22 protein-coding genes are annotated in these 26,842 nt (G+C 41.2%); 3 read left to right on the top strand and 19 right to left on the bottom strand.

The window, feature by feature from the left end:
* Positions 1-66: 66 nt before the first annotated feature.
* The 16 genes from dnaE to rpsB form a co-directional block, all read right to left on the bottom strand.
* Entirely contained in the window at positions 67-3,546 is a 3,480-nt protein-coding gene (gene dnaE, locus HWV02_RS02770; RefSeq protein ID WP_211678361.1) for a DNA polymerase III subunit alpha, read from the bottom strand.
* A 76-nt stretch (positions 3,547-3,622) separates the two neighbouring features.
* Positions 3,623-4,222: a ribonuclease HII gene (rnhB, locus tag HWV02_RS02765; RefSeq protein WP_211689640.1), complete on the bottom strand. Its 600-nt coding sequence runs from the start codon at positions 4,220-4,222 to the stop codon at positions 3,623-3,625.
* Position 4,223: 1 nt separating this feature from the next.
* Complete coding sequence (gene lpxB / locus HWV02_RS02760; protein ID WP_255547027.1) at positions 4,224-5,447, bottom strand: lipid-A-disaccharide synthase; 1,224 nt, start codon at positions 5,445-5,447, stop codon at positions 4,224-4,226.
* 25 nt (positions 5,448-5,472) lie between these two features.
* Positions 5,473-6,243 (bottom strand): acyl-ACP--UDP-N-acetylglucosamine O-acyltransferase, encoded by a 771-nt coding sequence (gene lpxA, locus HWV02_RS02755; RefSeq protein WP_211678359.1) that lies wholly within the window; start codon positions 6,241-6,243, stop codon positions 5,473-5,475.
* Positions 6,243-6,659, bottom strand: coding sequence for a 3-hydroxyacyl-ACP dehydratase FabZ (gene fabZ, locus HWV02_RS02750; RefSeq protein WP_370629427.1), 417 nt, complete (start codon positions 6,657-6,659; stop codon positions 6,243-6,245). The genes lpxA and fabZ overlap by 1 nt, the downstream gene beginning before the upstream one ends.
* Before the next feature lie 78 nt (positions 6,660-6,737).
* Positions 6,738-7,748, bottom strand: a complete 1,011-nt coding sequence (gene lpxD, locus HWV02_RS02745) for a UDP-3-O-(3-hydroxymyristoyl)glucosamine N-acyltransferase (protein WP_211689639.1) — start codon at positions 7,746-7,748, stop codon at positions 6,738-6,740.
* 118 nt (positions 7,749-7,866) lie between these two features.
* Complete coding sequence (locus HWV02_RS02740; protein WP_211689638.1) at positions 7,867-8,364, bottom strand: OmpH family outer membrane protein; 498 nt, start codon at positions 8,362-8,364, stop codon at positions 7,867-7,869.
* Positions 8,365-8,440: 76 nt separating this feature from the next.
* Positions 8,441-10,891, bottom strand: coding sequence for an outer membrane protein assembly factor BamA (gene bamA / locus HWV02_RS02735; RefSeq protein ID WP_211689637.1), 2,451 nt, complete (start codon positions 10,889-10,891; stop codon positions 8,441-8,443).
* A gap of 35 nt (positions 10,892-10,926) precedes the next feature.
* The gene (rseP, locus tag HWV02_RS02730) at positions 10,927-12,282 is read right to left on the bottom strand and encodes a sigma E protease regulator RseP (protein WP_211678354.1); all 1,356 of its coding nucleotides are present in this window, start codon (positions 12,280-12,282) and stop codon (positions 10,927-10,929) included.
* A complete protein-coding gene (gene ispC, locus HWV02_RS02725) occupies positions 12,279-13,475 on the bottom strand; it encodes a 1-deoxy-D-xylulose-5-phosphate reductoisomerase (protein WP_211678353.1) in 1,197 nt (398 codons plus the stop codon). The genes rseP and ispC overlap by 4 nt, the downstream gene beginning before the upstream one ends.
* 12 nt (positions 13,476-13,487) lie before the next feature.
* A complete protein-coding gene (locus HWV02_RS02720; protein WP_211689635.1) occupies positions 13,488-14,384 on the bottom strand; it encodes a phosphatidate cytidylyltransferase in 897 nt (298 codons plus the stop codon).
* 58 nt (positions 14,385-14,442) lie between these two features.
* The gene (gene uppS / locus HWV02_RS02715; protein ID WP_211689633.1) at positions 14,443-15,213 is read right to left on the bottom strand and encodes a polyprenyl diphosphate synthase; all 771 of its coding nucleotides are present in this window, start codon (positions 15,211-15,213) and stop codon (positions 14,443-14,445) included.
* Positions 15,214-15,278: 65 nt separating this feature from the next.
* On the bottom strand, positions 15,279-15,836 hold the full coding sequence (gene frr / locus HWV02_RS02710) for a ribosome recycling factor (RefSeq protein ID WP_211678350.1): 558 nt from the start codon (positions 15,834-15,836) through the stop codon (positions 15,279-15,281).
* Positions 15,837-15,989: 153 nt separating this feature from the next.
* The gene (gene pyrH / locus HWV02_RS02705) at positions 15,990-16,727 is read right to left on the bottom strand and encodes a UMP kinase (protein WP_211678349.1); all 738 of its coding nucleotides are present in this window, start codon (positions 16,725-16,727) and stop codon (positions 15,990-15,992) included.
* Between the two features lie 77 nt (positions 16,728-16,804).
* Positions 16,805-17,683: a translation elongation factor Ts gene (tsf, locus tag HWV02_RS02700; protein WP_211678348.1), complete on the bottom strand. Its 879-nt coding sequence runs from the start codon at positions 17,681-17,683 to the stop codon at positions 16,805-16,807.
* Between the two features lie 109 nt (positions 17,684-17,792).
* A complete protein-coding gene (gene rpsB / locus HWV02_RS02695) occupies positions 17,793-18,521 on the bottom strand; it encodes a 30S ribosomal protein S2 (RefSeq protein WP_211678347.1) in 729 nt (242 codons plus the stop codon).
* A gap of 484 nt (positions 18,522-19,005) precedes the next feature.
* Here rpsB and map point away from each other — a divergent pair, with 484 nt between their 5' ends.
* From map to dapD, 3 genes are all read left to right on the top strand, one after another.
* Positions 19,006-19,845, top strand: a complete 840-nt coding sequence (gene map, locus HWV02_RS02690) for a type I methionyl aminopeptidase (RefSeq protein ID WP_211678346.1) — start codon at positions 19,006-19,008, stop codon at positions 19,843-19,845.
* Between the two features lie 89 nt (positions 19,846-19,934).
* On the top strand, positions 19,935-22,550 hold the full coding sequence (gene glnD / locus HWV02_RS02685; protein WP_211678345.1) for a bifunctional uridylyltransferase/uridylyl-removing protein GlnD: 2,616 nt from the start codon (positions 19,935-19,937) through the stop codon (positions 22,548-22,550).
* A gap of 163 nt (positions 22,551-22,713) precedes the next feature.
* Complete coding sequence (gene dapD, locus HWV02_RS02680) at positions 22,714-23,745, top strand: 2,3,4,5-tetrahydropyridine-2,6-dicarboxylate N-succinyltransferase (protein ID WP_211673971.1); 1,032 nt, start codon at positions 22,714-22,716, stop codon at positions 23,743-23,745.
* 60 nt (positions 23,746-23,805) lie between these two features.
* On the opposite strand, the gene ptsG is transcribed toward dapD, so the two are convergent.
* From ptsG to HWV02_RS02665, 3 genes are all read right to left on the bottom strand, one after another.
* Entirely contained in the window at positions 23,806-25,233 is a 1,428-nt protein-coding gene (gene ptsG, locus HWV02_RS02675; protein WP_211673970.1) for a PTS glucose transporter subunit IIBC, read from the bottom strand.
* Positions 25,234-25,672: 439 nt separating this feature from the next.
* Entirely contained in the window at positions 25,673-26,428 is a 756-nt protein-coding gene (gene truC / locus HWV02_RS02670; RefSeq protein ID WP_211689631.1) for a tRNA pseudouridine(65) synthase TruC, read from the bottom strand.
* A gap of 27 nt (positions 26,429-26,455) precedes the next feature.
* The gene (locus tag HWV02_RS02665; RefSeq protein ID WP_211689629.1) at positions 26,456-26,782 is read right to left on the bottom strand and encodes a YqcC family protein; all 327 of its coding nucleotides are present in this window, start codon (positions 26,780-26,782) and stop codon (positions 26,456-26,458) included.
* Positions 26,783-26,842: the final 60 nt, after the last annotated feature.

Below are 26,842 nucleotides of genomic sequence, written 5' to 3'. Positions count from 1 at the left end.
GAGGCGCTGCTTCCTTATCTAATATTATTACTAATGGCTAATGACGACAACCTTGTAACGTCAGCACTAATCAAATTCAAGATCAACATTTCCCGACCCTAACATCAGCTCTAATCCATATAAAAGCTCATCAGTGGGCGATACTCGCCATTCGACACCTAAAGTTAATTTAGCCCTCGCGTCGGCGCGTTGATAATATATATTTATGGGACAAGTACCCGCACGATAAGGTTCAAGTGTATCCATAAACTTACCCATAAACGTATCATTCATTTTGTCTGCATTTAACTGCAATGTGAGGCCACGCGCATAACGCTCTCGCGCAGCTTCAATATCCATAACTTCTCTGGCGGTCATCTTATACCCACCATTGAAATCGTCAAAGCTGACCTCTCCAGTAATAACTAAAATACGATCTTTAGCTATATATTCTTCATAACGTTCAAACGCTTCTGAGAAGAACATCACACTTAAGCGGCCACTTTTATCATCAATCTCTAAGATCCCCATGCGGGTACCTTTCTTCGTCACTTTAACTTGTGCAGAAATAACTAAACCAACCGCTGTCACAACTTTACCACGTTCGGTCGGTTTTACATCTTTCAAGCGATTACTTGAATAACGTTTAACTTCTTTAATATACTGATTAATTGGATGGCCAGTAAGATAAAGACCTAAGGTTTCTCGCTCACCTTCTAGCCATACTTTATCAGGCCACTCAGGAACATCAGCAAACTTACTTTCAACTTCTTCCGGTTCAGTGGTTAAAATACCAAACAAGTCACTTTGACCATGTGCTTCGGCTATCGCATGTTGCGCTGCCGCTTTCATGGCTTCAGGTAATGTCGCATGCAAGGCCGCGCGATGAGGACCTAATTTATCTAATGCGCCGGCGTAAATGAGCTTTTCCATAATACGTTTATTGATCTTTTTCAAATCAACACGATTACAGAAATCAAACAGATCAGAGAACTCACCACCACTTTCACGGGCGGCAATAATTGCATCAATAGGTCCTTCACCTACACCTTTAATTGCACCGATACCATAAATAATGGTCTGGTCTTCATCGACATTAAACTTAAATAAACCTTTGTTTACATCAGGCGGTAACAAGGTTAGTCCCATGCGTTCCACTTCATCAACCAAGGTGACCACTTTCTCGGTATTATCCATATCAGCAGACATTACAGCCGCCATGAAGTAAGAAGGGTAATGAGTCTTCATCCACAGCGTTTGATATGATACCAGTGCATAAGCCGCGGAATGCGATTTATTGAAACCATAACCCGCGAACTTTTCTACCAGATCGAAGATCTTCATCGACAGGTCACCGTCGACACCGTTATTTATCGCGCCTTCTTTAAAAGTACCACGTTGTTTTTCCATCTCTTCTGGTTTTTTCTTACCCATAGCACGACGTAACATGTCGGCGCCACCGAGGGTATAACCAGATAAGACTTGGGCAATCTGCATTACTTGTTCTTGATACAAGATAATGCCGTAGGTCGGATCAAGGATTTCTTTCAACGATTCATGTTGATATTGAGCATCTGGGTAAGATACTTCTTCTCGACCATGCTTACGGTCAATAAAGTTATCTACCATGCCTGATTGCAATGGACCGGGACGGAACAAGGCCACCAATGCGATCATATCTTCAAAGCTATCGGGTTTTAGGCGACGGATCAGATCCTTCATACCACGAGATTCTAACTGGAATACCGCGGTCGTTTCTGAGCGCTGTAATAAGTCAAAACACCTTTTATCGGTAATATCAATCGACTCAATACGGATCGCTTCTTTGCCTTGCTTCACGAGATGCGGATTCGCCATATCCAGTGCCCACTGAATAATGGTTAAGGTTCGTAGACCCAAGAAGTCGAATTTAACCAGTCCAGCTTCTTCCACATCGTTCTTGTCAAACTGGGTAACTGGGTTATTACCTTCATCGTCACAATACAAGGGCGCAAAATCAGTAATCACTGTTGGTGAAATAACAACACCACCCGCATGTTTACCGGCGTTACGTGTGACACCTTCCAGAATACGTGCCATATCAACCAATGCACGTACTTCTTCATCAGCTTGATACATTTCATCTAAACGTGGCTCAACCTCCCACGCTTTGGTTAAGGTCATCCCTGGGTCACCTGGAATTAACTTAGAAATACGATCAACAAAACCAAACGGATGACCTAGTACACGACCAACGTCACGAATAACCGCTTTTGCCGCCATCGTACCAAAGGTAATAATCTGACTTACCGCATCGCGATTATACAATTCGGCCACGTGGTCAATCACCTCGTCACGACGATCCATACAGAAATCGACGTCGAAATCGGGCATGGAAACACGTTCTGGATTTAAGAAACGTTCGAACAGTAATTCGTATTCCAGTGGATCAAGATCGGTAATTTTCAATGCATAAGCGACTAATGAACCAGCACCGGACCCTCGACCAGGTCCAACTGGAATATTGTTGTCCTTACTCCATTGGATGAACTCCATCACGATCAGAAAGTAACCCGGAAAACCCATGTCGTTAATTACTTTTAATTCAACATCGAGGCGGTCTTCATACGCTGGACGCTGACGTTCACGCTCTTCGGGATCGGGAAATAAGAAATCAAGACGTTCAACTAGGCCATCTTCAGATACTTTGACTAAGAAATCTTCTGTCGACAACTCACCCGTTGGGAAGTTAGGTAAGAAATATTCTCCTAAGCGTACAGTCGCATTACAACGTTTTGCAATTTCAACTGAGTTAGCCAGCGCTTCTGGAATATCAGCAAATAACTCACACATTTCGTCTTCACTGCGTAAGTACTGTTCTTTACTGTATAGCCTAGGGCGACGCTTGTCTTCTAACGTATAACCATCATGAATCGACACTCGTATTTCATGGGCATCAAATTCATCTTCATGTAAGAACACCACATCATTGGTGGCAACAACAGGTAACTGATACTGGGTGGCAAAATCGACAGCCATGTGCAGATAAGCTTCTTCATCCTGGCGTCCGGTACGGATCAGTTCAAGATAATAGCTATCAGGAAAATGGGTTTGATAAAATTGTAAACACTGCAGTGCAAGTACATCATTACCTTTTAATAGGGCTTTACCTATATCACCATTACGCGCGCCAGATAATAAGATGACGCCTTCGGCATGCTCAGCTAACCAAGCTTTATCAATAATAGCTCGACCATCAACATGACCACGACTATAAGCTTTAGAAATCAACACCGTGATGTTGTTATAACCTTTATTATCTTTGGCTAAGGCGGTTAGTTTAAATTGCTCATCTGGGTATTCTTCACTTTGCACCCAAAAGTCAGCACCAAGAATGGGTTTAACCCCTGCCCTTTGCATCGCACCATAGAATTTAACCAATGCACACATATTAGTTTGATCGGTTAATGCGATCGCCGGCATATTGAGTTCTTGTAAACGGGGTGCTAGACGTTTCATACGTACTAAGCTATCCACCATTGAGAATTCAGAGTGTAAATGCAGGTGAATAAAACGAGGTTCTGCCATAATTAAGACTTTCTGCTAATTGAGAGTAGATAAAATTAAAAACAATAACGGTAAAGTGGCGCGAAGCCACCAGACTTTATTTTAATAAACCTAACGCACGTTGCACAGGTTTAAAACTTTTTCGGTATTCTTCTGTTGGTCCAAGTTCCGCTAACTTTTCCATGTGTGCTTTGGTTGGATAACCCTTATGTTGCGCAAAACCATATTCAGGGTAACGTTCATGCAGTTCATCCATTTCAGCATCACGTACTACTTTTGCCAAGATCGACGCTGCACTTATTTCTGCCACGCGCAAATCGCCTTTCACAATGGCTTCTGCAGTCATCGGTAATGCAGGGCAACGATTACCATCAATAAACACATGATCTGGTTGCAGAGCAAGTCCTGCAACCGCTCGCTGCATTGCGACCATAGTTGCTTGTAAGATATTGAGTTCATCAATCTCACTTGGGCTGCAACGACCAATGCTCCACGCTAATGCTTTTGCTTTAATCTCAGGAAAGAGCAATTGGCGCTTCTTGTCACTTAATTTCTTTGAATCGGTTAGCCCCACAATAGGATTGTTAGGATCTAATATCACCGCAGCAGTAACAACATCACCGACTAATGGGCCGCGACCCACTTCGTCAACACCAGCAACAAGTTTCCCCTCAGGGTAAATTATTTCATCATACATATTATTCACCTGTCTTTTCTAGCGTTGTACTATTTTTATCATTATTTTGTTCACGATCATCAGGGGCTATAATCGACTCGTGATCATTAATCAATTCAAGCACGGCATCCGCGGCTTGTTTATCCGCATTACAACGGATCTGTTGATGTAGTTCGGTAAAGTGTGCAATCAGTTTAGCATTGTCTGTTTCTAATAGTTTAGCCATTTCGTCAGCCAATATCTCGGGTTGACAATCATCTTGTAAACGCTCGGCGACAATTTCTTTTTTTGCTAACAAGTTTGGTAATGACACAAATGGGGCTTTCATCAAACGCAGCATGATCTTATACGTCATCGGCTTAACACGATAACCAACCACCATCGCACGCTTCATCAACATAGTTTCGAGCGCTGCAGTACCTGATGCCAATAATACAGCATCCGCAACAGCCATTGCTTCACGTGCATGGCCATCGAGAACAATAACCTCAAGCTCAGGTGCAACTTCTTGCTTAATTGCTAAAAATTGTGCTTTACGCTCCTCATTCACCATTGGCACGACGAACTGTAAATCACTGAATCGCTGCTTTAATAATATCGCAGTTTCTAAAAAGCTTGCTGACAGCAACCCGACTTCGCCTGCACGACTACCTGGTAAAATAGCTACGTAACGTTGCTTAGGATCGAGTTTTAACTGGGTAATAGCAGCCTGTTTATCCGCACCTTCCAATGGAATAGAATCGGCCATAGTATGCCCAACAAAACGGCAAGGCACATCATATTCATCATAAAATGCTTTTTCAAATGGCAGAAAGGCGAGCACCATATCCACGGCTTTTTTAATTTTGAACACGCGTTTTTGACGCCATGCCCAAACTGAAGGACTGACATAATGTACGGTTTTTATACCGCTCGCTTTTAATTTTAATTCGATGGGAATATTAAAATCGGGCGCATCAACACCAATAAAGAGATCAGGCGGATTTTGTTTAAAATGGGCAAGTACTTCTCGCTTGACTTTAAACAGCCGAGGGAGACGGCCAAGTACTTCGACAAGACCAAATACAGATAATTCTTCCATTTCGAATAAGGTGTTAAAACCAAGCGCTTGCATGCGAGGTCCAGCAATACCCTCGAAAATGGCATCAGGATGACGAGATTTAATTTCTTTGATCAGGGCGGCAGCTAAAATATCGCCGGATACTTCCCCGGCGATAATACCAATACGTAATGGTTTCGTTGTCATTGTAAGCTATCTATGAAGAATACGATTAACGAATAATACCACGTTCATTGATTTTTAAAAATTCTGTAAACAAAGCAACGCTCGGTTGTTCTTTTGCACTTGCTTCTAATGCAGCTAAGGCTTCATCAAGGGTATTGCCTTGACGATATAATACACGGTAAGCACGCTTAACCGCTTTAATCGCGTCAGCATCAAAACCGCGGCGCTTTAGACCTTCAGAATTGATACCAAAAGGCTTAGCGTGATGACCCGATGCCATTACATACGGTGGAATATCTTTAATGATAACCGAACCACCGGCAATAAAGGCATGAGAACCAACTTTACCATATTGGTGGATCGCAGCATGACCACCAAAGATCACAAAATCACCAATGTGTACGTGACCAGCTAATGTCGCGTTGTTAGCAAAAATACAGTTATCACCGATGATCACATCATGCGCAACATGCGCGTTCACCATAAACAAGCTATTGCTACCAATTTTGGTTAAGCCTTGATCTTGTACAGTTCCACGGTGAATGGTAACGCCTTCACGGAACACGTTATTATCACCAATCTCAAGACGCGTGTTTTCACCTGCGTATTTAAGGTCTTGGCACTCTTCACCAATTGAACCAAATTGGAAAAAGCGATTGCCTTTACCAATTTTACAAGGGCCATTGATAACAACATGAGAAGCGATCACACAATCATCACCAATCTCAACGTTTTCGCCAATGGTAGTCCAAGGACCAATTTTTACATTGTTACCAATTTTTGCGCTCTCATGCACAATAGCTGTTTCATGGATCACTATTTTGCCTCTCGTCTTGCACACATGATTTCAGCTTCACATACAACGTCACCATCGACTTTTGCGATTGCAACAAAGCGGCCAATTCCACGGCGTTCTTTAATTAATTCAATATGCAGATGTAATACATCACCCGGTACTACAGGTTGACGAAAACGCGCTTTATCAATACCGGCAAAATAATACAGCTCATTATCGCTAGGGCCACCAGATGACTTATAACCTAGAAGACCAGATGCTTGCGCTAATGCTTCTAAAATTAATACACCAGGGAAAATAGGCTGTTTTGGGAAATGCCCCGTAAATTGAGGTTCATTTACCGATACATTTTTAACTGCATGTAAGGATTTACCCGCTTCAAAATCGAGTACTCTATCAACAAGTAAAAATGGGTACCTATGTGGCAATAATTCCATAATTTCTTGTATTTCAATTCTATTTAGTTGTTCACTCAAAATTTTATTCCTGTCACAACGAAAGCTTATTCCGTTTTTCTAACTTGATTTTTCTAATTTAGATAAGCGTTTGTGCATATCATCAATTTTCATTACACGGGCAGTTTGACGACGCCATTCACGGTTGGCTTGTGCTGGAATGCCTGATGAATAAAGACCCGCTTTATCAATCGGACGCATTACCATCGACATACCTGTAATATTAACATTATCGGTTATTTCCATATGACCATTGATAACACTACCACCACCAATCATGCATTGTTTACCTAGTTTTAAGCTTCCTGCTAACAGAGTACCACCCGAAATAGCCGTATTTTCACCTATTTCAACATTATGACCGACTTGACATTGATTATCTAAAATAACACCATCAGCAATAATGGTATTATCTAACGCGCCACGATCAACCGTTGTACACGCACCGATCTCAACACGGTCACCAATAATAACACGACCCAATTGTGGGATCTTAATCCACTTACCAGCATCATTGGCATAACCGAAACCATCGGCACCAATCACAGCACCACTTTGGAACAAGCAATCACTGCCAATTTCGATGTCATGATAAATAGTAACATTTGCCCACAATTTAGTGCTCTGACCAATTCGGGTATTTTTACCAATAAAACAGCCCGCACCAATTATCACGTTATCCGCGAGTGATACGCCTGTTTCAATAACCGCGTTAGCACCAATAGCGACATGGTCACCTAATACGACATCATCAGCAATCACCGCACTCGGGGCAATATCTGTTGCTGGAGCAGGTGTGGTATCAAGTAACTGCGCAGCTAATGCAAAACCAACATACGGATTTTTCATAACTAATGCATTGGTATTACACGCGGCAAGATCATCCGGTTTAAGAATCACAGCGGACGCCTCAACAGTAGCTAATTGAGCGCTGTATTTGCTATCACTTAAAAACGTGATACTACCTGACTGTGCATTTATCATCGAATTAATTGCATTAATCTCGATGCTGCCATCGCCGTGTAGTTCAGCTTGAATTGCAGTTGCAATTTGTTGTAACGTCATTGCCATGTGAAACCTTATCTATAAAAAATCTTATGCTATTTTACTACATTTTTTGGGCCGTTAAATATAGTGACTTACTTAATGTTGTAAAATATAGTTACTTACTTAATGTTGTAAAATATAGTTACTTACTTAATTCTTGAATTATTTTGTCAGAGATATCTAATTTTGGATCGGCAAATAGCACAGCTTGATTGGTAACTACAAGATCATAGCCATCACGCTTAGATACAGTCTCAATTGCATTTTGTAATAACGCTAACAATTTGTTATTTTCTTCTTGGCCGCGACGCTGTTGGTCTTCTTTAAACGCTCTACCTTTTAATTTCAGTTGCGCATCTAATTCTTCTAACTTACGGACCAGTTTCGTTTGCTCATCTTGTGTCATTAATGCCGCATCACGTTGACGCTTTTCATTTAATCCAACTAATTCTTTCTGCAATTTATTCAGCTCAACGGCACGTGTTTGAAACTCTTCATTCAAACGCTTACCAATCGCTTCACGTTGCGGTAATTGTTGTAAGACCTTACCCGCATCAACAACAGCATAACCCGCTGCACTTGCAGTAAATGATGCACCAAGAGCCAGTGCTAATGCCGTTGCTTTAATTAATTTTTTCATTTTAGTTCCTAGTGAAGTTTCAACTTAAAGCGTACTTTCAGTGCTGAAGGTACGCATTTAATTAATATGAGTTAACTTAGAAAGTTGTACCTATATTAAAGGTAAATACTTGAGTTTTATCACCGTCATATTTTTTCAGCGGTTTTGCTAATGAGAATACTAACGGGCCCATTGGAGACAGCCACTGCAAGCTAACACCCGCAGAAGCTCGTATACGCGTAGGGTCTGAATAGTCACCATAGTATTTACAACTGCCAAGACAAGTCTGTGATTCATATACTGATGAATCAAATTCAGTATCCCATACCGAACCAGCATCAACAAATGCCGTTGTACGTACTAAGTTGGCATATTCTTCACTTAAGAATGGCGTAGGGAAAATCAGTTCCAAACTCCCGGTTGCTAATGCATTACCACCAATAGAAGAATCTGTTGCTACATAGCCATTATCGCCGCTACCTGGTTTAGGTGTGGTCTGTATACCTTTTGGACTGATGGTATTACTGTTGAAGCCACGCACAGAGTAGAAGCCACCTGCATAATAATTTTGATAAAATGGTAACACATGATCATCGCTTTCTGATGTCTGACCATAACCATTACCGTAAGCAACACGGCCACGCATTAATACTGACCAGCGGTGGTTTGTTGATAGCGGTACATAATATTTGTTATCAAAACTCATTTTAAAATACTGTACATCCGAACCTGGTACTGTCATTGTAAAGTTGGCTTTTTGCTCTGACCCCGATGTTGCAAACACACCGCGGTTTAAGGTGCGACGACGCCAAGACGCTGACACATCAAAACCTTGGAATACCACGAAGCCGCCATCTTCATCGACATCTTTTTCATAGATGTCCCAAAATTTCTTAGTTTGCGCATAGGTCGTGGTTTTCGAAATTTTATTCCACTCATAACCTAAGCTAAAGCTTAAGGTATTATTTTCATTAACTGGGAAACCTAAGCTGCCAGAGATACCATAGGTACGGTTGTTATAATCAACAATATTCGCTTCCTTTGCTTCAAAATCAGTAGCATAAATTTTACCACCAAAACTCACGCCATCGACAGTGAAGTAAGGGTCAGTATAGTTTAAGCTCACCTGTTTCGAGTAATCATTAGTACTAAAATTAATACCGGCCTTGTTACCTGTACCAAAGAAATTGTCCTGCTGAATCCCCATATTTAAACTTACGCCAGATTCAGAACCATAGCCAATACCCGCATTAAACGAACCCGCAGCCTGTTCTTTCACTTGCACATTAACATCAACCACATCCATTTCACCTGGTACACGTACCGTATTGGTGTTTACGGTTTCGAAGAAACCAAGCTGATTTAGACGGGTTTTAGAACGGTCAATTAAACGATTCGATAACCAAGTACCTTCCATCTGACGCATTTCACGACGTAGTACTTCATCTTTAGTGACATCGTTACCCGAAAAGTTAATACGGCGCACATAGATACGAGGGCCCGGTTCGACGGCAATCGTTAGATTAACCGTATGGTCTTCATCATTGATTTCTGGATAAGTTGATACTTTTGGATAGGCATAACCAAAACGGCTTAAATAACGACTTAGACTTTCTTCCGTTGCAGTGACACTCGCACCACTGTATAAGTCGCCAGAGTTAAGCGCTAATAAACCGCGTAACTCTTCTTCTTTGTCTAATAAGTTACCTGTTAGGCTAATATTACCAAGTTTATATTGCTCACCTTCATCAAGTTTAAGGGTAATATAAATACCTTGCTTATCTGGCGTCATTGATACTTGCGTTGATTCCGTCTTAAAACGAATATAACCATTATCCACATAGTGACTACGCAGTTTCTCTAAATCACCCGCCAGCAGTTGTTTTTGATACTGCTGGTCAGCCATAACGTTCCACCACGGCGTATAATCGCTCAGCTCAAACAGATTTTTTAGATCTGCCGTTGAGTAGACTTTATTACCTAAGATATTAAGCTGCTTAATTTCTGCTGATTTGCCTTCAACAAAACTGAATTTAATATCAATACGGTTACGTGGTAACGGGGTAAGAATGGTATTAATTTTCGCACTGTAACGACCAGCACCATAATAGAACTCTTGTAGTCCCTGCTCTACTGAACGAATAATAGTACGATCGATAGGCTCACCGACACGAATACCAGATGAACTAAGACTTTCTTTTAACTGCTCTTCTGGAATCGCTTCATTACCAACAAACTCAATACTACTGATCGTGGGCAATTCAGTGACTTTAAAGACAAGCGTCGAACCGTCGCGGTACAGTTCGATATCATCAAAATTACCTGATGCATATAATTTTTTCACCGCGAGAGCCGTATCACTACGACTAATGCTATCCCCTTCACGTAGTGGAATATTCAACAATGCAGCACCTAATGTCACGCGCTGTAAGCCTTCGACTTGAATATCTTTAACAATGAAGCTACCAGAAGCGGCTATCGCTGTCGTACTTGTAAATAAGCAAGCACTTGAAAATAGTACGCCAGCTAAATATTTATTAATTATCATTCTGATTAAATAATCCCTAAATGCAATTCAATGACTTATAAACGAGCAAAATCATTAAATAAGGCAAGTCCCGTTAATAGCATAATTATGACTGAACCAACTTTGAAACCGACTTCTTGGATCTTTTCAGATACAGGTCGACCTGTGATAAGTTCAAATGTGTAAAATACCAAATGACCACCATCTAGTACAGGAAGTGGCATTAAATTCATTAAACCAAGATTAACACTAATCAAGGCGAGGAAACCCAAGAAGTAAACTAAACCATAGTCAGCACTGGCTCCAGCACTTTTAGCAATGGAAATTGGTCCACTTAAATTGTTTAGTGAAATATCACCAGTCACTAAACGGCCAATCATCTTAAACGTTAGCGCAGTCAATTGCCAAGTACGCTCAACAGACTGCTGTACTGAATCTAGAATACCATATTGAATATCAACAAGATAATCTTCAGGATAACTCGCGACAACTGGAGCAACGCCTAGATAGCCTTTTAATACTCCATCCGCATCAGCTTTACCTTTTGGTATCACGTTTAATTCTAGCTGCTGACCATTTCGAAGTATGGTTACAGCTAACATTTTATCAGGGCTGCTTTGAATCTTTTCGACCAACATTAACCAGTTATCAATAGGTTGTTGTGCGACTGCAATAATTTTATCACCAGCAAGTAGACCACCTCTCTCACCAGCACTACCTTTCATGACTTGAGCTAATTCTTGACTCACAACTGGTTGATAAGGAGTCAAACCAACGCTTTTTATCGGTGATTCGCGCTCAGGATCAAATGTCCAATCCCGTAAATCTATTTGACGAGACACGGTGTAGTTAGTGTCCTCAAGATATAACTGAACAGCCATCGATGGCTCACCCATGTGCTCAATTATTTTAAGGCTAACATCATTCCAATCTTTTACTTCTTGGCCATCAATCGCGGTTATAATAGCCTTGTCAGTAACACCCGCTTGTGCCATCACCGAATGAGGAGCAACCTCACCAATCACAGGTTTCACACTCGGCACACCGATCATGAACATAAACCAAAATGCAACAATGGCTAATGCAAAGTTTGCTAAAGGCCCAGCGGCAACAATTGCTATTCTGGCTAGTACAGGTTTACGATTAAATGATTGAGATTTTAATGCTTCAGGTACGTCATCAACACGCTCGTCGAGCATTTTAACGAAACCACCGAGCGGGATCATGGCAATCACATATTCAGTGCCGTCTTTACCCGTACGCATCCACAAGGTTTTACCAAAACCAATCGAAAAGCGTAATACTTTAACGCCGCATCGACGTGCCACCCAGAAGTGACCAAACTCATGTATTGCAACCAAAATACCTAGGGCAATAATAAATGCACCTAAATTCCATAAAGACGATATCATTTTGTTACTCTGTTAATTGTTTGCAGTGCTGCAGCTCGAGCCATCTCATCAATATCAATCAAGGCATCAATATTGTTGGGTGCAGAGATAGTCATCGCGTCTAATACTGTTTCGTTTACACGCGCAATATCAGTGAAACCAATCTGGCCAGTTAAGAAAGCGTCTACCGCGATTTCATTCGCAGCATTTAGCGTCGTTGTCGCAGCTTGACCTTGATAGCAAGCATCAATAGCTAATTTCAAGCAAGGGTAACGCGCATAATCAGGTTTTAAAAACGTTAATTCACCCATGTCGAAAAAGTCTAATGGTTTAACACCAGAAGGAACACGCTGTGGATAAGCCATTGCATGGGCAATTGGCGTACACATATCCGGTTTACCCATCTGTGCCACGACCGAACCATCGGTATATTGTACCATCGAGTGGATCACCGACTGCGGATGAATCACCACTTGAATTTGTGCTTCATCGGCATTAAATAGCCATTTAGCTTCAATATATTCCAAGCCTTTATTCATCATAGTGGCTGAATCAACTGAAATTTTCTGTCCCATTGACCAATTAGGGTGTGCACAGGCTTGTGCTGGCGTTACTGCTGACAAATCAGCAATATCAGTATAACGGAATGGACCACCTGAACCAGTTAATAAGATCTTACTGATACCCTCAGCAACCAGGTCACAAAAACCCAGATTAGTTTGTACAGCAGTTGGCATAGCTTGAAAAATAGCATTATGCTCACTATCTATTGGCAATAATTCAGCACCGCTGGCTTTTACTTCTTGCATAAATAAAGCGCCAGACATCACTAACGCTTCTTTATTTGCTAGCAGTATCCGTTTACCCGCGCGAACTGCAGCCAAGGTTGGCATAAGGCCAGCTGCACCGACAATAGCAGCCATCACCATGTCTGCATCATCAAGCGCGGCAACTTGGCATAATGCATCCATTCCAGAAAGCACTTCCGTAGAGCAATTAAGTGATTTAAGTTGTTGCGCTAACTGACCTGCTGCTACGTCATTAAGCATAACGGCGTAGCAAGGTTTAAACTCTAAGCATTGCACCAGCATCTCAGTAACATTACTATTAGCAGTTAGAGCCTGTACCCGAAAGCGCTCAGGATTTTGACGAATAACTGCAAGGGTACTTTTACCGATCGAGCCCGTTGCACCCAGTATCGTTAATCCAATCACAATAACGCTCCCTTAAAACCAAACTAAATAAATAACAGCAAATACCGGTAATGCCGCAGTTAAACTATCAATCCGATCAAGGATACCACCGTGACCAGGTAATAATGTACCACTGTCTTTTACACCCGCTTCACGTTTGAACATACTCTCGTTAAGGTCACCTAATGTTGATGAAATTGACGTTACAAAGCACGTGAACAGAACTACGACAAGCTTAGAGCCATCAAGTTCCCCTGAAGGGGATACTGTCATCACAACGGCAGCAATTAACGCAATAATCATTGATACTGCAACGCCACCCAGAAAACCTTCACGCGTTTTACCAGGGCTAACTTTTGGTGCTAGTTTATTCTTACCGAATTTTTTACCGGTAAAGTAAGCACCCGAATCCGCGCCCCACACTAAGAACATCACTAGCATCACTAACCATGAACCTGACATCTGGTCATGCGCATAATCATAAGAGCGTAGTGCTAACATAGCCCAGAAAAAAGGCACTAGCGTAACGATACCAAACACAACTTTGACAAGTGTATTTTTAGTCCATACTTTAGCGCTATTTGGATACGTCAAAACTAATCCAGCACAAATTAACCACCACACAGCACCGACAGTTAAAATACCTTTGACTAATGGTACTAAAACAATTTCACCATTAGTAACTTGCCAAATATTACGAACATCAGGTGGAATAACTAATAATGATGCACCAAGAATAAGGGAATATCCGACAATCAAGGCATTGGGTAATTTACTATTATTCTTATCAACCAATACAGCCCATTCTTTTGTTGCTAAGATAAAAACACCCGCAATTGCAAGCGCATACCATTGCAGGGGTAACAAAAAAATAGCGGCAAGCGCTAATGGCGCTAAAATTAACGCGGTCGTAATTCGTTGCTTAAGCAAAGTTGTTCTCCTATTGAAAAGTACTCAGCATGAGATCTAAGTACTTACTTATATGTGTTTATTGCTGCTTTGTTAAAATAGCTCTGACTTGTTCGCCAGTACCGCCAAAACGACGCTCTCGGTTTACAAAGCTAAAGATGGCATCTTCAAAGGCGTCATGATCAAAATCAGGCCATAATATATCAGTGAAATACAATTCCGCGTAAGCTAATTGCCACAACAGAAAATTACTGATTCGGTGATCACCGCCAGTACGGATCATCAGATCCACGGCAGGTTGGTCAGCCATTTCGACATGTTGACCTAGCATTTTATCATCAATTTGATCGAGACTAATTGCACCACTTTTAACAGCGGTAGCGATTTTCTTAGCTGCATGAGCAATATCTGATTGGCCACCGTAATTGGCTGCAATATTAAGGGTTAACTTGGTGTTATTCATGGTTAACGCTTGAGCTTCAGCGATCTTGGTTTGAATGGCAGGACTAAAAGCAGATATATCGCCGATGATGTTTAGACGGATTTTATTCTTATGTAGTTTTTTAACTTCTCGGCTTAACACTGTCATGAATAATTTCATCAACATGTTAACTTCAGCTTCAGGTCGACGCCAATTTTCACTGCTAAAAGCAAATAACGTAAGTGATTCAACTCCAATAGCTAATGCACTAGTCACAACTTGGCGGACAGACTTTACACCTTCATGGTGCCCCTTAATGCGTATTTTGCCACGCTGCTCAGCCCAACGCCCATTGCCATCCATGATGATCGCAACGTGCTTAGGTTTCGAGTCATTAACTAACGCTTCGAGTTCGCTGGTGTTTACCATTATTTCTATCCATCAAAAATTAAAACGCCGCGTCAAAACACGGCGTTTTAAGCATGCAAAATAAATTACACTTCCATTAAGTCTTTTTCTTTATCTGCTAATACAGAATCAACTTGCTTGATATATGTATCAGTCAGTTTTTGAATCTCATCTTGTGCACGACGATCGTCATCTTCACCGATTTCTTTTTCTTTTAATAGTGCTTTAATATCACCATTCGCATCACGACGGATATTACGGATCGCAACACGGCCTTGTTCAGCATCTGCACGCACAACTTTGATTAGACTCTTACGACGCTCTTCAGTTAGTGCTGGTAATGGAATACGGATATTCGTACCTGCAGACTGTGGGTTAAGGCCTAAATCAGACATCATGATAGCTTTTTCTACCGCTTGCACCATAGTTGCATCAAATACAGTAATGCTTAGTGTACGTGAATCTTCAGTACCAACATTACCAATTTGGTTTAGTGGAGTGTTAGCGCCATAGTAAGAAACCGTAATACCGTTTAGGATACTTGGGTGTGCACGGCCAGTTCGAACTTTAGATAGTTGACCTTTCAATGCTTCGATACTTTTGCTCATACGAGTCTGAGCGTCATCTTTAATTTCGTTGATCACAACGTCTTCCTTAAATTTGTCGAGCAGTGCTTAACACTGTCTTATCTATGAGAATTTACTTACTTAGTGTAAATCAATTCAATTTAGAGGTCTTGTCATAATCCCTCTAAACTTTAAACTATTGTATTTATTTACTGAATTTGAGATCCAGTTTTATTTCTTTGCTGCATTTGAAATCAATGTGCCTTCAGCTTCACCCATAATAACACGACGTAGAGCACCTGGCTTAGTCATGTTAAATACACGCATAGGTAAATTATGGTCTCTAGCCAAAGTAAACGCCGATAAATCCATGATCTTAAGCTCTTTTTCTACAACTTCACGATATTCAAGATTAGAGTAAAATTCAGCATCAGGGTTTTTCACTGGATCTTCAGAGTATACACCGTCAACTTTTGTTGCTTTCAATACAATGTCAGCTTCAATTTCAATACCACGTAAACACGCAGCAGAATCAGTTGTACAGAATGGGTTACCTGTACCCGCCGAAAAAATAACGACTCGACCAGTTTTTAATAAGCTAATTGCTTCAGCCCAGTTATAGCTGTCACATACGCCACGTAATTCAATTGCAGACATTAAACGAGCATTCACATAAGCACGGTGAAGTGCATCACGCATTGCTAAGCCATTCATCACAGTCGCTAACATGCCCATGTGATCGCCCACTACACGGTTCATACCCGCTTCAGCCAGACCTGCTCCACGGAATAGGTTTCCGCCACCAATAACCAAACCAACTTGAACACCTAACTCAACAATTTCTTTGATTTCTTGTGCCATGCGATCTAGAACTTTAGGGTCAATACCAAAATTCTCCTCTCCCATCAGCGCTTCACCGCTAAGCTTTAATAAAATACGACGATATGCAGGTTTCGGGTTGGTAGTCATAATGATCTCTTTATCCTAATTGTGGAAAAACCGCAGCCTAAGCCGCGGTCTGTATTAAATCTTAAGCAATAATGAAATTATGCTTTTTTCGCTGCTGCTACTGTAGCTGCAACTTCAGCGGCGAAATCATCTTCCGCTTTCTCGATACCTTCACCCACTTCGATGCGGATAAATGTTTCAACGTCTGCGCCTTCTTCTTTAAGAAGTTGACCAACAGTTTTTGAAGGGTCCATGATGAAAGCTTGACCAGTAAGGCTAACTTCACCAGTAAATTTCTTCATACGACCAGCAACCATTTTCTCAGCGATTTCTTGTGGTTTGCCACTGTTCACTGCGATATCGATTTGAATTGCTTTTTCTTTTTCAACAACTTCAGCTGGTACATTTTCAGGTTTAACAAACTCTGGCTTAGCTGCTGCTACGTGCATAGCAATTTTCTTAGCTAATTCAGCGTCACCGCCTTTAAGTGATGTAACAACACCGATAGTACCACTGTGTACATATTCAGCTAGGTTTTCACCTTTAACAACTAAAACACGACGTACGTTGATGTTTTCACCGATTTTAGCAATCAGGTTAGCACGTGCTTCTTCAACTGTTAATTCAGCATCGAATTTAGCAGCTAGAAGTGCTTCAGCCGTGTTGAATTCACCAGCAAGTGCAACGTTTGCAACTTGATCAGCAAATGCTAGGAAGCTTGCATCTTTAGCAACGAAGTCTGTTTCAGAGTTAATTTCAACAAGAATCGCAACACCGTTGCCAATTTTAGTTTTGATAACACCTTCAGCAGCAATACGACCTGCTTTTTTAGCCGCTTTTACAGCGCCTGATTTACGCATGTTTTCGATTGCTAGTTCCATGTCGCCTTCAGCAGCAACAAGCGCTTTTTTACAATCCATCATGCCTGCAGCTGTACGTTCGCGCAGTTCTTTAACCATTGCAGCAGTAATTGCCATGGGTAATTTCCTCAATTTCTTATACGAAAAAAAACAGGAGCCATACGGCTCCTGTTAACTAAATAGTGCACTTAGTTAATAAGAGCATCGATCAAATCGAAAAGCTTTATTATTTAGCTTCTTCGATGAAATCGCTTTCAGCTTGTGCAGCGATGTCTTGATTACGGCCTTCGTTTACACTTGCAGCTACTGCGCCAGCGTAAAGTTTGATAGCACGGATCGCATCATCGTTACCAGGTACAACATAATCGATGTTGTCTGGGTTTGAGTTAGTATCAACGATAGCTACTACTGGGATACCTAGGTTGTTAGCTTCTTTAATAGCGATGTGCTCATGGTCAGCATCGATAATGAAAAGAACATCTGGTAAACCGCCCATAGTTTTAATACCACCAAGGCTTTTCTCTAGTTTGATCATTTCACGTGTGTTCATTAGAGCTTCTTTCTTAGTAAGTTGCTCGAATGTACCGTCTTGTGATTGTGCTTCTAGAGTAGTAAGACGTTTGATTGATTGACGAACTGTTTTCCAGTTAGTCAACATACCGCCTAACCAGCGATGATCAACGTAGAACTGGTCACATGAAAGTGCAGCTTCTTTGATTGTTTCACCAGCAGCTTTTTTAGTACCAACAAAAAGAACTTTACCTTTTTTGTCTGCAACGTTCTTGATAAAACCAAGTGCGTCGTTGAACATAGGAACAGTTTGCTCTAGGTTGATGATATGTACTTTACTACGAGCACCGAAGATGAATTGCTTCATCTTAGGGTTCCAGTAACGAGTTTGGTGACCGAAATGAACACCGGCTTGTAGCATATCGCGCATTGATACTGTAGACATTTTAAATTCCTTAAATTTGTATGGGGTTAGGCCTCCACACATCCCATTTTTTCGACCTTTATTTCTAACTAAAAGCGAGCAAAAGCAAGCAATCAACAAACAAAATAAAAGCACCCCGACAAATGTGACGATGTGTGTGTGATTTATATAAAATTTATGTGTATGAGATCTAGCAAATAACCAGTTACAGACATTTACTAAATTCATTGCGCGCTTTATATCATATTTAGATAAATAGCACAAATTTTGTGGCGTCTTTTTTGCGGTTGTTCCAGTAAATAAATACACCGAATAACCTTTAATCTAGCGGCTTAGTCGGATATTTATCGGCATTAAATTAATTATTTATTTATCGCTGAATACCTATAAATAGCAGGCGCTTAAATAGAGTCCTCAATCCACAAAAAAAATTTAGGCTTCTTACTCTCATTAGCGTTACAATAATAGCTATAAAACAAAAAACCTACATATTAAAGAGTGAAAAATGAGCGTAATCATTAAAACTGAAGATCAAATCGAAAAAATGCGCGTTGCGGGTCGATTAGCAGCACAAGTACTAGAAATGATAGAACCGTTTGTAGTTGCCGGGGTGACTACTCAGGAGTTAAATGATCGTTGCCATGAATTCACTTTAGCAAACAACGCATTATCTGCACCACTGTTCTACCCAAGTTACGATGAAAATGATGACACAGCATTTCCAAAGTCGATCTGCACATCAATTAACAGCGTTGTTTGTCACGGTGTGCCAGATGACCGCCCGTTAGAAGATGGCGACATCGTTAACCTTGATATTACCGTCATTAAAGATGGCTTACACGGCGATACATCCAAAATGTTTCTCGTTGGTGACGTTTCACCACGTGATAAGCAGTTATGTCGTATTGCGCAAGAAGCATTATACGAAGGTTTACGTCAAGTTAAACCAGGTACGCGTTTAAGTCGTATTGGTGAGATCATTGAGAAAAAAATCAAGACTCATAATAAAGCGAACCCAACACGTAAATACTCAATCGTAGAAGAATACTGTGGTCACGGTATTGGTGAAAAATTCCATGAAGAGCCACAGGTATTACATTACAAATCACGCTTCAACGAAAGCAACCAAAACCTAGTGCTTAAAGAAGGCATGTGTTTCACGATTGAACCTATGATCAACGCGGGTAAAAAGCACAATGAAGTCGCCGATGACCATTGGACAGTGTTAACCAAAGACAACAAAAACTCAGCGCAATGGGAACATACGATTGTTGTAACCAAAGACGGTTGTGAAATTATGACATTACGTGATGAAGAAACTATTCCGCGTATCTTAAAAAACTAAAAAATAGATAACGCTAATGTTATATTAGCTAACATGGGATCAGCGCCCTGCTGCTCCCATCTCTCTATCGAACTCCAGGAAGGCGTCGTATGGATCCAACTCAATATGCACCCGCATTACTCTTAGATGAAGAGTTAACACTTCGTCATTGTAAATCACACATGCAAGAGTTTCAGGCTTGGCTTGAACAACGATTTTTTGATGGTGATGATATTATTGCGTTAGTATCTTGCCGCGCAGAATACATGGATCAGTTACTCAATCGCCTTTGGCAAAAATTTGGTTTGGCAAAACAGTCTGAATTCGCTTTGGTTGCCGTTGGAGGGTATGGACGTGGTGAATTACACCCTAAATCAGACATTGATTTACTTATTACAACAACCTTGCCATTAACCACAGAACAAGAGCAGGCGATATCACTCTTCATCACTATGTTATGGGATTTACGCTTAGAGGTTGGCCACAGTGTTCGCACCATTAATGAATGTTTAGAACAAGGTTTAGCTGATATCACTATTGCGACTAATTTATTAGAGTCGCGCTTGATCACCGGTTCTGAAGACACTTACGCACAGTTACAAGACATTATTGACCCTGAAACTTTTTGGCCAAGCCAAGATTTTTTCCAAGCCAAGCATGAAGAACAACTCGCTCGTCACCACCAATTTAAAGGTTCATCTTATAACTTAGAACCGGATCTAAAGAGCAGTCCTGGAGGCTTGCGCGATTTACAGACTATTCTGTGGATCACTCGTCGTCATTTTGGCTCAAATAGTTTCTTCGAATTAACTAATCACGGGTTTTTAACCAAAGGTGAATACCACGAGCTTGAAGATTGCCAAAATTTCTTATGGCGAGTGCGCTTTGCGCTGCACCTAGGTTTAAAACGCTGTGATAACCGCCTATTATTCGACAGACAAACCACGGTCGCCGAAGCACTCGGTTACCGTGGTGAAGGTAATCAAGCTGTCGAAACCATGATGAAACAGTTTTATCAGACTATCCGCCGGGTCACCGAGCTAAATGAAATGCTGTTGCAGCTATTTAATCAAGCGATTCTCGGGCATGTGGGGATGGATGTGCGTAATATTACCGCAGACTTTCAACTCCGTGGTAGTTTAATTGATACCACCAGCACCGACCTATTTACGCGTCGTCCGAGTGCTATTATCGAATTGTTTTATCATATTGCGGATAACGAACACATCACTGGTATTTATGCGAGCACCATACGTGAATTACGTGACGCCAGACGTAAGCTCACGACTTGGTTAGAAGATATTCCCGAGTGTCGTGAACAGTTAATGCAGTTATTTAAACATCCCAACGCGTGCGGCTTAGCAATCACATTAATGCACAAACATGGGGTTATTGCAGCCTATATTCCGCAATGGAGTCGCATCCTCGGCCAAATGCAGTTTGATTTATTTCATAACTATACTGTGGATGAACATACCCACCGTTTAGTGAAGATCATTAACTCTTACAAATGGGACAAGACCAAAGAAACCCATCCATTGTGCTGTGAGATATTCCCACGTTTAGAAAAACCGGAATTATTGATCATTGCGGCCATTTTCCACGACATAGGGAAAGGCCAAAAGGGCAATCATTCTGAAATCGGTGCTATAGACGTCCGCGCATTCTGTAAGAAACACGGGATAAATAAGGCCGACCGAAAAATGGTGTCTCGATTAGTCAAATACCATCTATTAATGTCCGTAACCGCACAACGCCGTGATATTCACGATCCAGAAATCATTACCGAGTTCGCTCGAACCATTGGTGATCAAGAACATTTAAATTACCTTTACTGCCTTACTGTCGCTGATATTTGCGCGACGAATGACAGCTTATGGAATAATTGGAAAGGTTCACTGCTACGTGAATTGTATTTCTTAACTCAACAAGCATTACGCCGAGGTTTAGAAAATCCACTCGATGCAAAATTCAGAATTAGAAATAATAAAGATACTGCGTTGGCCTTCTTGGAAAATAGCCGTTTTAGCACTGAACAGATCCAAGCATTGTGGACCACATTTCGTTCCGAGTATTTTTTACGTAATGATCCCAGCCAGATCTGTTGGCATACAACAGGTATTCTCAATCACGAAGATCCCACTCAACCACTGGTACTGATCAGTCAAAATAGTACCCGCGGCGGTAATGAAGTGTTTATTTATGCCAAAGACAATAAGCATTTGTTCGCTTCAGCTGTATCTACATTAGGGAATAAAAACTTAAACATTCATGATGCGAAAATCACCTCAAGCCGTAATGGTTATGTACTCGATAGTTTCGTGATCTTGGATCAAACCGGTGATACCCTCGCCACGGATCGTGTTTATGCATTACAAGCAGCATTAGAGACGGTATTAAAGACAGGTAAAGCGCCTGTATTAAGAAAACAGCGTATTCCACGACAAATTAAACAGTTTTCAGTAAAAACCAAAGTAACGTTCTTAGCAACCAAGAAAAAGCGTACCTTTGTCGAAATCATCACCTTAGATACCCCAGGGCTACTAGCCCGCATCAGTGCTATTTTGAGCTCAGAAAATATTATTCTACATAACGCCAAAATTTCAACTATTGGTGAGCGCGCAGAAGATTTCTTCATTATTTCGGGTAATAACAATCAGCCGCTATCACCAGAACAGCAAGCGGAATTACGCCATAATTTGATTACCGCATTGGCTGATAGCTAATTGCTCTGAAAATAACAATGGTAATTTTCTTTGAAACAATAAAGATAAATGTGATAGAACTAACGGTAATATTGTAATAAATAAAAAATAAATAGAAAAAATACTCAGATCCGGCGTGATGTATGAATATCACGCCCTTATTCTAAACGGAGATTTCTCAGCTATGGCCACTTTTTCACTCGCTTTCGGTAGTACTACTAAAAATACTGCAGGTAAAATTATCGAAGCTTTTTTCCCTAATCCTCTGCTAAACCCAAGTGACAAACTGGTTGCCGACATTAGTGAAATAGTTAATTACTCAGGTCAAAATCAAGTCATTGAAGTAACGCCAGCACACGCAACACAACTTGCAACTGCATTCGCCGCAAATGATGATGCCGCTAATGCTAAATTTGCAACAGCCGCAGCGAACAGCAAACAACCACTTGTACTTGTTATACTTGCTACGGATGAAAAACCCACATCTGTTGCAGAAGGTTATCTGAAGCTACAACTGATTTCACATCGCCTAGTTAAACCACATGGAACGGTACTTGACGGTATCTTTGGTCTATTGCATAACATCGCATGGACTAACCAAGGCCCTATCGATTTACCTGAGCTTGCAGAGCGTCAAATTGAAGCACGTCTTGCAGGTGAAGTATTGACCGTGAGCTGTGTTGATAAATTCCCTAAAATGACAGATTATGTGGTACCTACAGGTGTACGTATTGCGCATACTGCGCGTGTGCGTTTAGGTGCTCACGTTGGTGAAGGCACAACTATCATGCATGAAGGCTTTGTTAACTTTAACGCTGGCACAGAGGGTGTAAGCATGATTGAAGGTCGTATATCTGGGGGTGTTATAGTTGGTAACGGTTCTGACATCGGTGGCGGCGCATCTATCATGGGGACATTAAGTGGCGGTGGCCAATTAGTTATCTCGATGGGCGAAAATTGCTTACTTGGCGCAAACGCTGGTTTAGGTATACCACTCGGTAACCGCTGTACCATTGAAGCAGGCTTATACATTACAGCTGGTTCTAAAGTTCAAATGCTAGATGCAAGTAACCAAGCTGTAGAAGTAGTTAAAGCACGTGATTTAGCCGGTAAAGATGACTTGTTATTCCGTCGTAATTCAATCTCAGGCACGATTGAATGTTTAACCAATAAATCAGCGGTTGAACTAAACGCAGAGCTACATTCAAACAACTAGTTTTTAGATTCACAAAAAAGCCACTGCAAGTGCAGTGGCTTAACTCAATCTAGTGAGTCATTATAGCGTGTTGATATAGTCTTCCATATCAGTACGTAGATTATCAGACTTAGTACCGAAGATAGCTTGAATGCCACTACCTGCGACAACTACCGCTTTAGCACCAAGTTGTTTTAGCTTGTCTTGATTAACATTATCAACCGAATTAACGCTTACTCGTAGTCGAGTAATACAGGCATCTAAGTTAGTGATGTTATCTTTACCACCGAATGCCGCAACTAATTCAGCCGCCATTTCATCTGTAGATACCGCAACTGCAGCAACCTCATCGTCATCCTCGCGACCTGGTGTTTTCAAGTCCAGCATACGGATCACTGTACGGAATACGATATAATAGATAATCGCATAAATAACGCCTAGACCGACTAACAGCAGCATATTTTCAGCGTGAGGAGCTTGTACTACAAAATCAATAAAACCGTTCGAGAAGGTATGACCGTGAACAATACCCAAAGAGTTCGTTAATACATACGCAAGGCCTGCAAGTAAAGCATGGATTGCATAAAGTACAGGAGCAATAAATAAGAATGCAAATTCAATTGGTTCAGTAATACCCGTTAAGAATGACGTCAACGCAGCAGATGCCATAATACCCATGACTTTAGCGCGATTTTCAGGTTTCGCAGAATGCGCAATCGCAATTGCCGCAGCTGGCAAACCAAACATTTTAAATAAATAACCACCAGCAAGTTGACCAAAACCATTACCCGCAGCACGTGTTGCATCATCAGCAGTTAGGAAACACGTCATAATACCATGCACAACTTCACCAGCATTATTGGTACAAGTACCCGCTTCATAGAAAAATGGTACATTCCAAATATGGTGTAAACCAAATGGGATCAGCGCACGTTCAACAACACCGTAGATACCAAACGCCAATGTAGGATTTTGATGGGCTGCCCAGTCTGAGAAAGTGCTGATCACCGCACCAATTGGTGGCCAAACAACAGAAAGTAACGCTCCAAGCGCAATGGCACAGAAACCCGTGATGATTGGCACAGCACGCTTACCGGCAAAGAAGCCCAAGTATTCAGGCAATTGGATCCGATAGAAACGGTTAAATGCCCAACCAGCTAAGCCACCAACAAAGATACCACCAAGTACACCAGTGTTAATACTTTCAACGCCCATCACTGTCGACATTACGTTTAACGTGGCGGTCATGATACCGTAGCCAACAATAGCAGAAAGGCCTGCAACACCATCATTTTTGGTAAAACCTAAGGCAACACCAACGGCAAATAGCAACGCCATCTGACCAAATACCGAGCCACCAGCTTGCTCCATTAATTGTGAAACAACTTCAGGTAAAAAACTAAAGTTGGCCGCACCAACACCTAATAAAATACCTGCAACCGGTAACACCGATACAGGTAACATTAATGACTTACCTACTTTCTGTAGATTTGCAAACGCGTTACTCATCTCTCACTCCTAATAGTGAACAAACTAAATATTACTGCAACAGCGAGCTGAGACAGTTGAAATTTGTTGAGGATGCATGGCTAGCTTCCTTTGTTGCGTTAACTATAGCCTGCCAAAAACAATAGTCATAACAATTACCGGATCGACAGTTTAGATTTGAATAGCCACTCACAATGGTACAAAACGGTACAATTGGGCGTACTTTTTAATGACGGCGTCAGTACATAAACAACCAAGATGATTGCATAGACGGCTTTTGCTTTAGGAAATGCGTTACAAAGCTGTAATTTAGCCTGGAACACAGTAAAAGAATGGGTGTTGGCGTATTCGTGAAGATTAATGAAATAAAAAATAACCGATGATGATATCAGTTTTACAGATAAACTTACGTAACAAAGTGTAGCCTAAGTTTATCTGTACGTTAACAATCGAAAAAACGCTATTGTTCTGCTGTTTTCGGTAAATAATTACTTTCTTGTGCGGGCCAACCAAATTGCTCGAATAAGCCTAATACTTCTTCACCAACGGCGGCTTCGATATGTACAGGCTGCTCTGTAATTGGGTGAATAAAAGATAATGATTTTGCAATAAGTAACAGACGTGACAACTCAAAGTGTTCACGATAAAACACATTGTGACGACCATCACCGTGGGTAGTATCGCCCACTATTGGGTGGAATAAATGCTTCATATGACGACGCAATTGGTGTTTACGACCTGTTTGAGGTTCAAGTTCCATTAAGCAATAACGACTCGTCGGGTGGTTTTTACTTATCGCATACGGAATTTCCACCTGATGCAAAGGTTTATAATGCGTTACAGCCTCTTGTGCTTCTTTATCTTGCGTTGCTTGCTTATCCGCAATCTTATCGAGTTCTACTTTCAGGGCGTAATCTAATGTCCCCGCTTCATTTATCCAACCACGTACCACAGCAAGGTAACGTTTAGTTAACTCATGAGCCTGAAATATCTCGCTCATCTGTCTTGCTACTTCGCTTGATAATGCAAATAACAATACGCCTGATGTGGGTCTATCTAAACGATGTACAGTATAAACATGCTGACCAATCTGATCACGTACCATTTGCATAGCAAACTGAGTTTCATGACTGTCTAACCAACTGCGATGAACTAACAAACCTGCTGGTTTATCAATCGCGACCAAGTATTCATCTTGATATAAAATATCTAACATTATGCTTTATTACCTAACTAGCTTTATTTAGCTATTTTTATTTAACAACTGATCAAACGATAAGATCAGGGCCAACAACTCTCGCGTATCCGCAGGTACTGCTTTAAAGGCTTCTTCCGCCATCGGGTGGATTGCCATTTTATTTGGTAATGGCATTTGCATCACCACCAGTTGTTCCATTTTCACTAAAAAAATAAACTGCAACCAATCTGTAAAAGGCATGGTATCAACACAAAATGGCGTCGTACTCGCGAAGGCTTCCGCACTTGGTGTAACATCATTCCATAAAGCCTTGCTTTTCAATTCAGCTTCAATCGCCACTAATAACTGCTGAGCCTGCAGATAGATCGTCATAATATTATCTCACGAAACAAATTTAGCGGCATTATACGCCAGCCACGACCAGATACAAAA

Source organism: Moritella sp. 28 (assembly GCF_018219435.1).
In the GTDB taxonomy this organism is placed as follows: domain Bacteria; phylum Pseudomonadota; class Gammaproteobacteria; order Enterobacterales; family Moritellaceae; genus Moritella.
The sequence above is the reverse complement of the archived record's forward strand: the minus strand, read 5'-3'. Positions and strand labels throughout refer to the sequence as shown.

Excerpts from the sequence above, each read along its gene's own strand:
- dnaE (WP_211678361.1), bottom strand. The coding sequence starts at position 3,546 with ATGGCAGAACCTCGTTTTATTCACCTGCATTTACACTCTGAATTCTCA.
- uppS (WP_211689633.1), bottom strand. The coding sequence starts at position 15,213 with ATGGTAAACACCAGCGAACTCGAAGCGTTAGTTAATGACTCGAAACCT.
- rseP (WP_211678354.1), bottom strand. The coding sequence starts at position 12,282 with ATGATATCGTCTTTATGGAATTTAGGTGCATTTATTATTGCCCTAGGT.
- lpxB (WP_255547027.1), bottom strand. The coding sequence starts at position 5,447 with ATGACAACGAAACCATTACGTATTGGTATTATCGCCGGGGAAGTATCC.
- rnhB (WP_211689640.1), bottom strand. The coding sequence starts at position 4,222 with ATGTATGATGAAATAATTTACCCTGAGGGGAAACTTGTTGCTGGTGTT.
- lpxD (WP_211689639.1), bottom strand. The coding sequence starts at position 7,748 with ATGGCAATGACGTTACAACAAATTGCAACTGCAATTCAAGCTGAACTA.
- rpsB (WP_211678347.1), bottom strand. The coding sequence starts at position 18,521 with ATGTCTACAGTATCAATGCGCGATATGCTACAAGCCGGTGTTCATTTC.
- dapD (WP_211673971.1), top strand. The coding sequence starts at position 22,714 with ATGGCCACTTTTTCACTCGCTTTCGGTAGTACTACTAAAAATACTGCA.
- glnD (WP_211678345.1), top strand. The coding sequence starts at position 19,935 with ATGGATCCAACTCAATATGCACCCGCATTACTCTTAGATGAAGAGTTA.
- fabZ (WP_370629427.1), bottom strand. The coding sequence starts at position 6,659 with ATGGAATTATTGCCACATAGGTACCCATTTTTACTTGTTGATAGAGTA.
- ptsG (WP_211673970.1), bottom strand. The coding sequence starts at position 25,233 with ATGAGTAACGCGTTTGCAAATCTACAGAAAGTAGGTAAGTCATTAATG.
- bamA (WP_211689637.1), bottom strand. The coding sequence starts at position 10,891 with ATGATAATTAATAAATATTTAGCTGGCGTACTATTTTCAAGTGCTTGC.
- HWV02_RS02740 (WP_211689638.1), bottom strand. The coding sequence starts at position 8,364 with ATGAAAAAATTAATTAAAGCAACGGCATTAGCACTGGCTCTTGGTGCA.
- map (WP_211678346.1), top strand. The coding sequence starts at position 19,006 with ATGAGCGTAATCATTAAAACTGAAGATCAAATCGAAAAAATGCGCGTT.
- tsf (WP_211678348.1), bottom strand. The coding sequence starts at position 17,683 with ATGGCAATTACTGCTGCAATGGTTAAAGAACTGCGCGAACGTACAGCT.
- HWV02_RS02665 (WP_211689629.1), bottom strand. The coding sequence starts at position 26,782 with ATGACGATCTATCTGCAGGCTCAGCAGTTATTAGTGGCGATTGAAGCT.
- pyrH (WP_211678349.1), bottom strand. The coding sequence starts at position 16,727 with ATGACTACCAACCCGAAACCTGCATATCGTCGTATTTTATTAAAGCTT.
- truC (WP_211689631.1), bottom strand. The coding sequence starts at position 26,428 with ATGTTAGATATTTTATATCAAGATGAATACTTGGTCGCGATTGATAAA.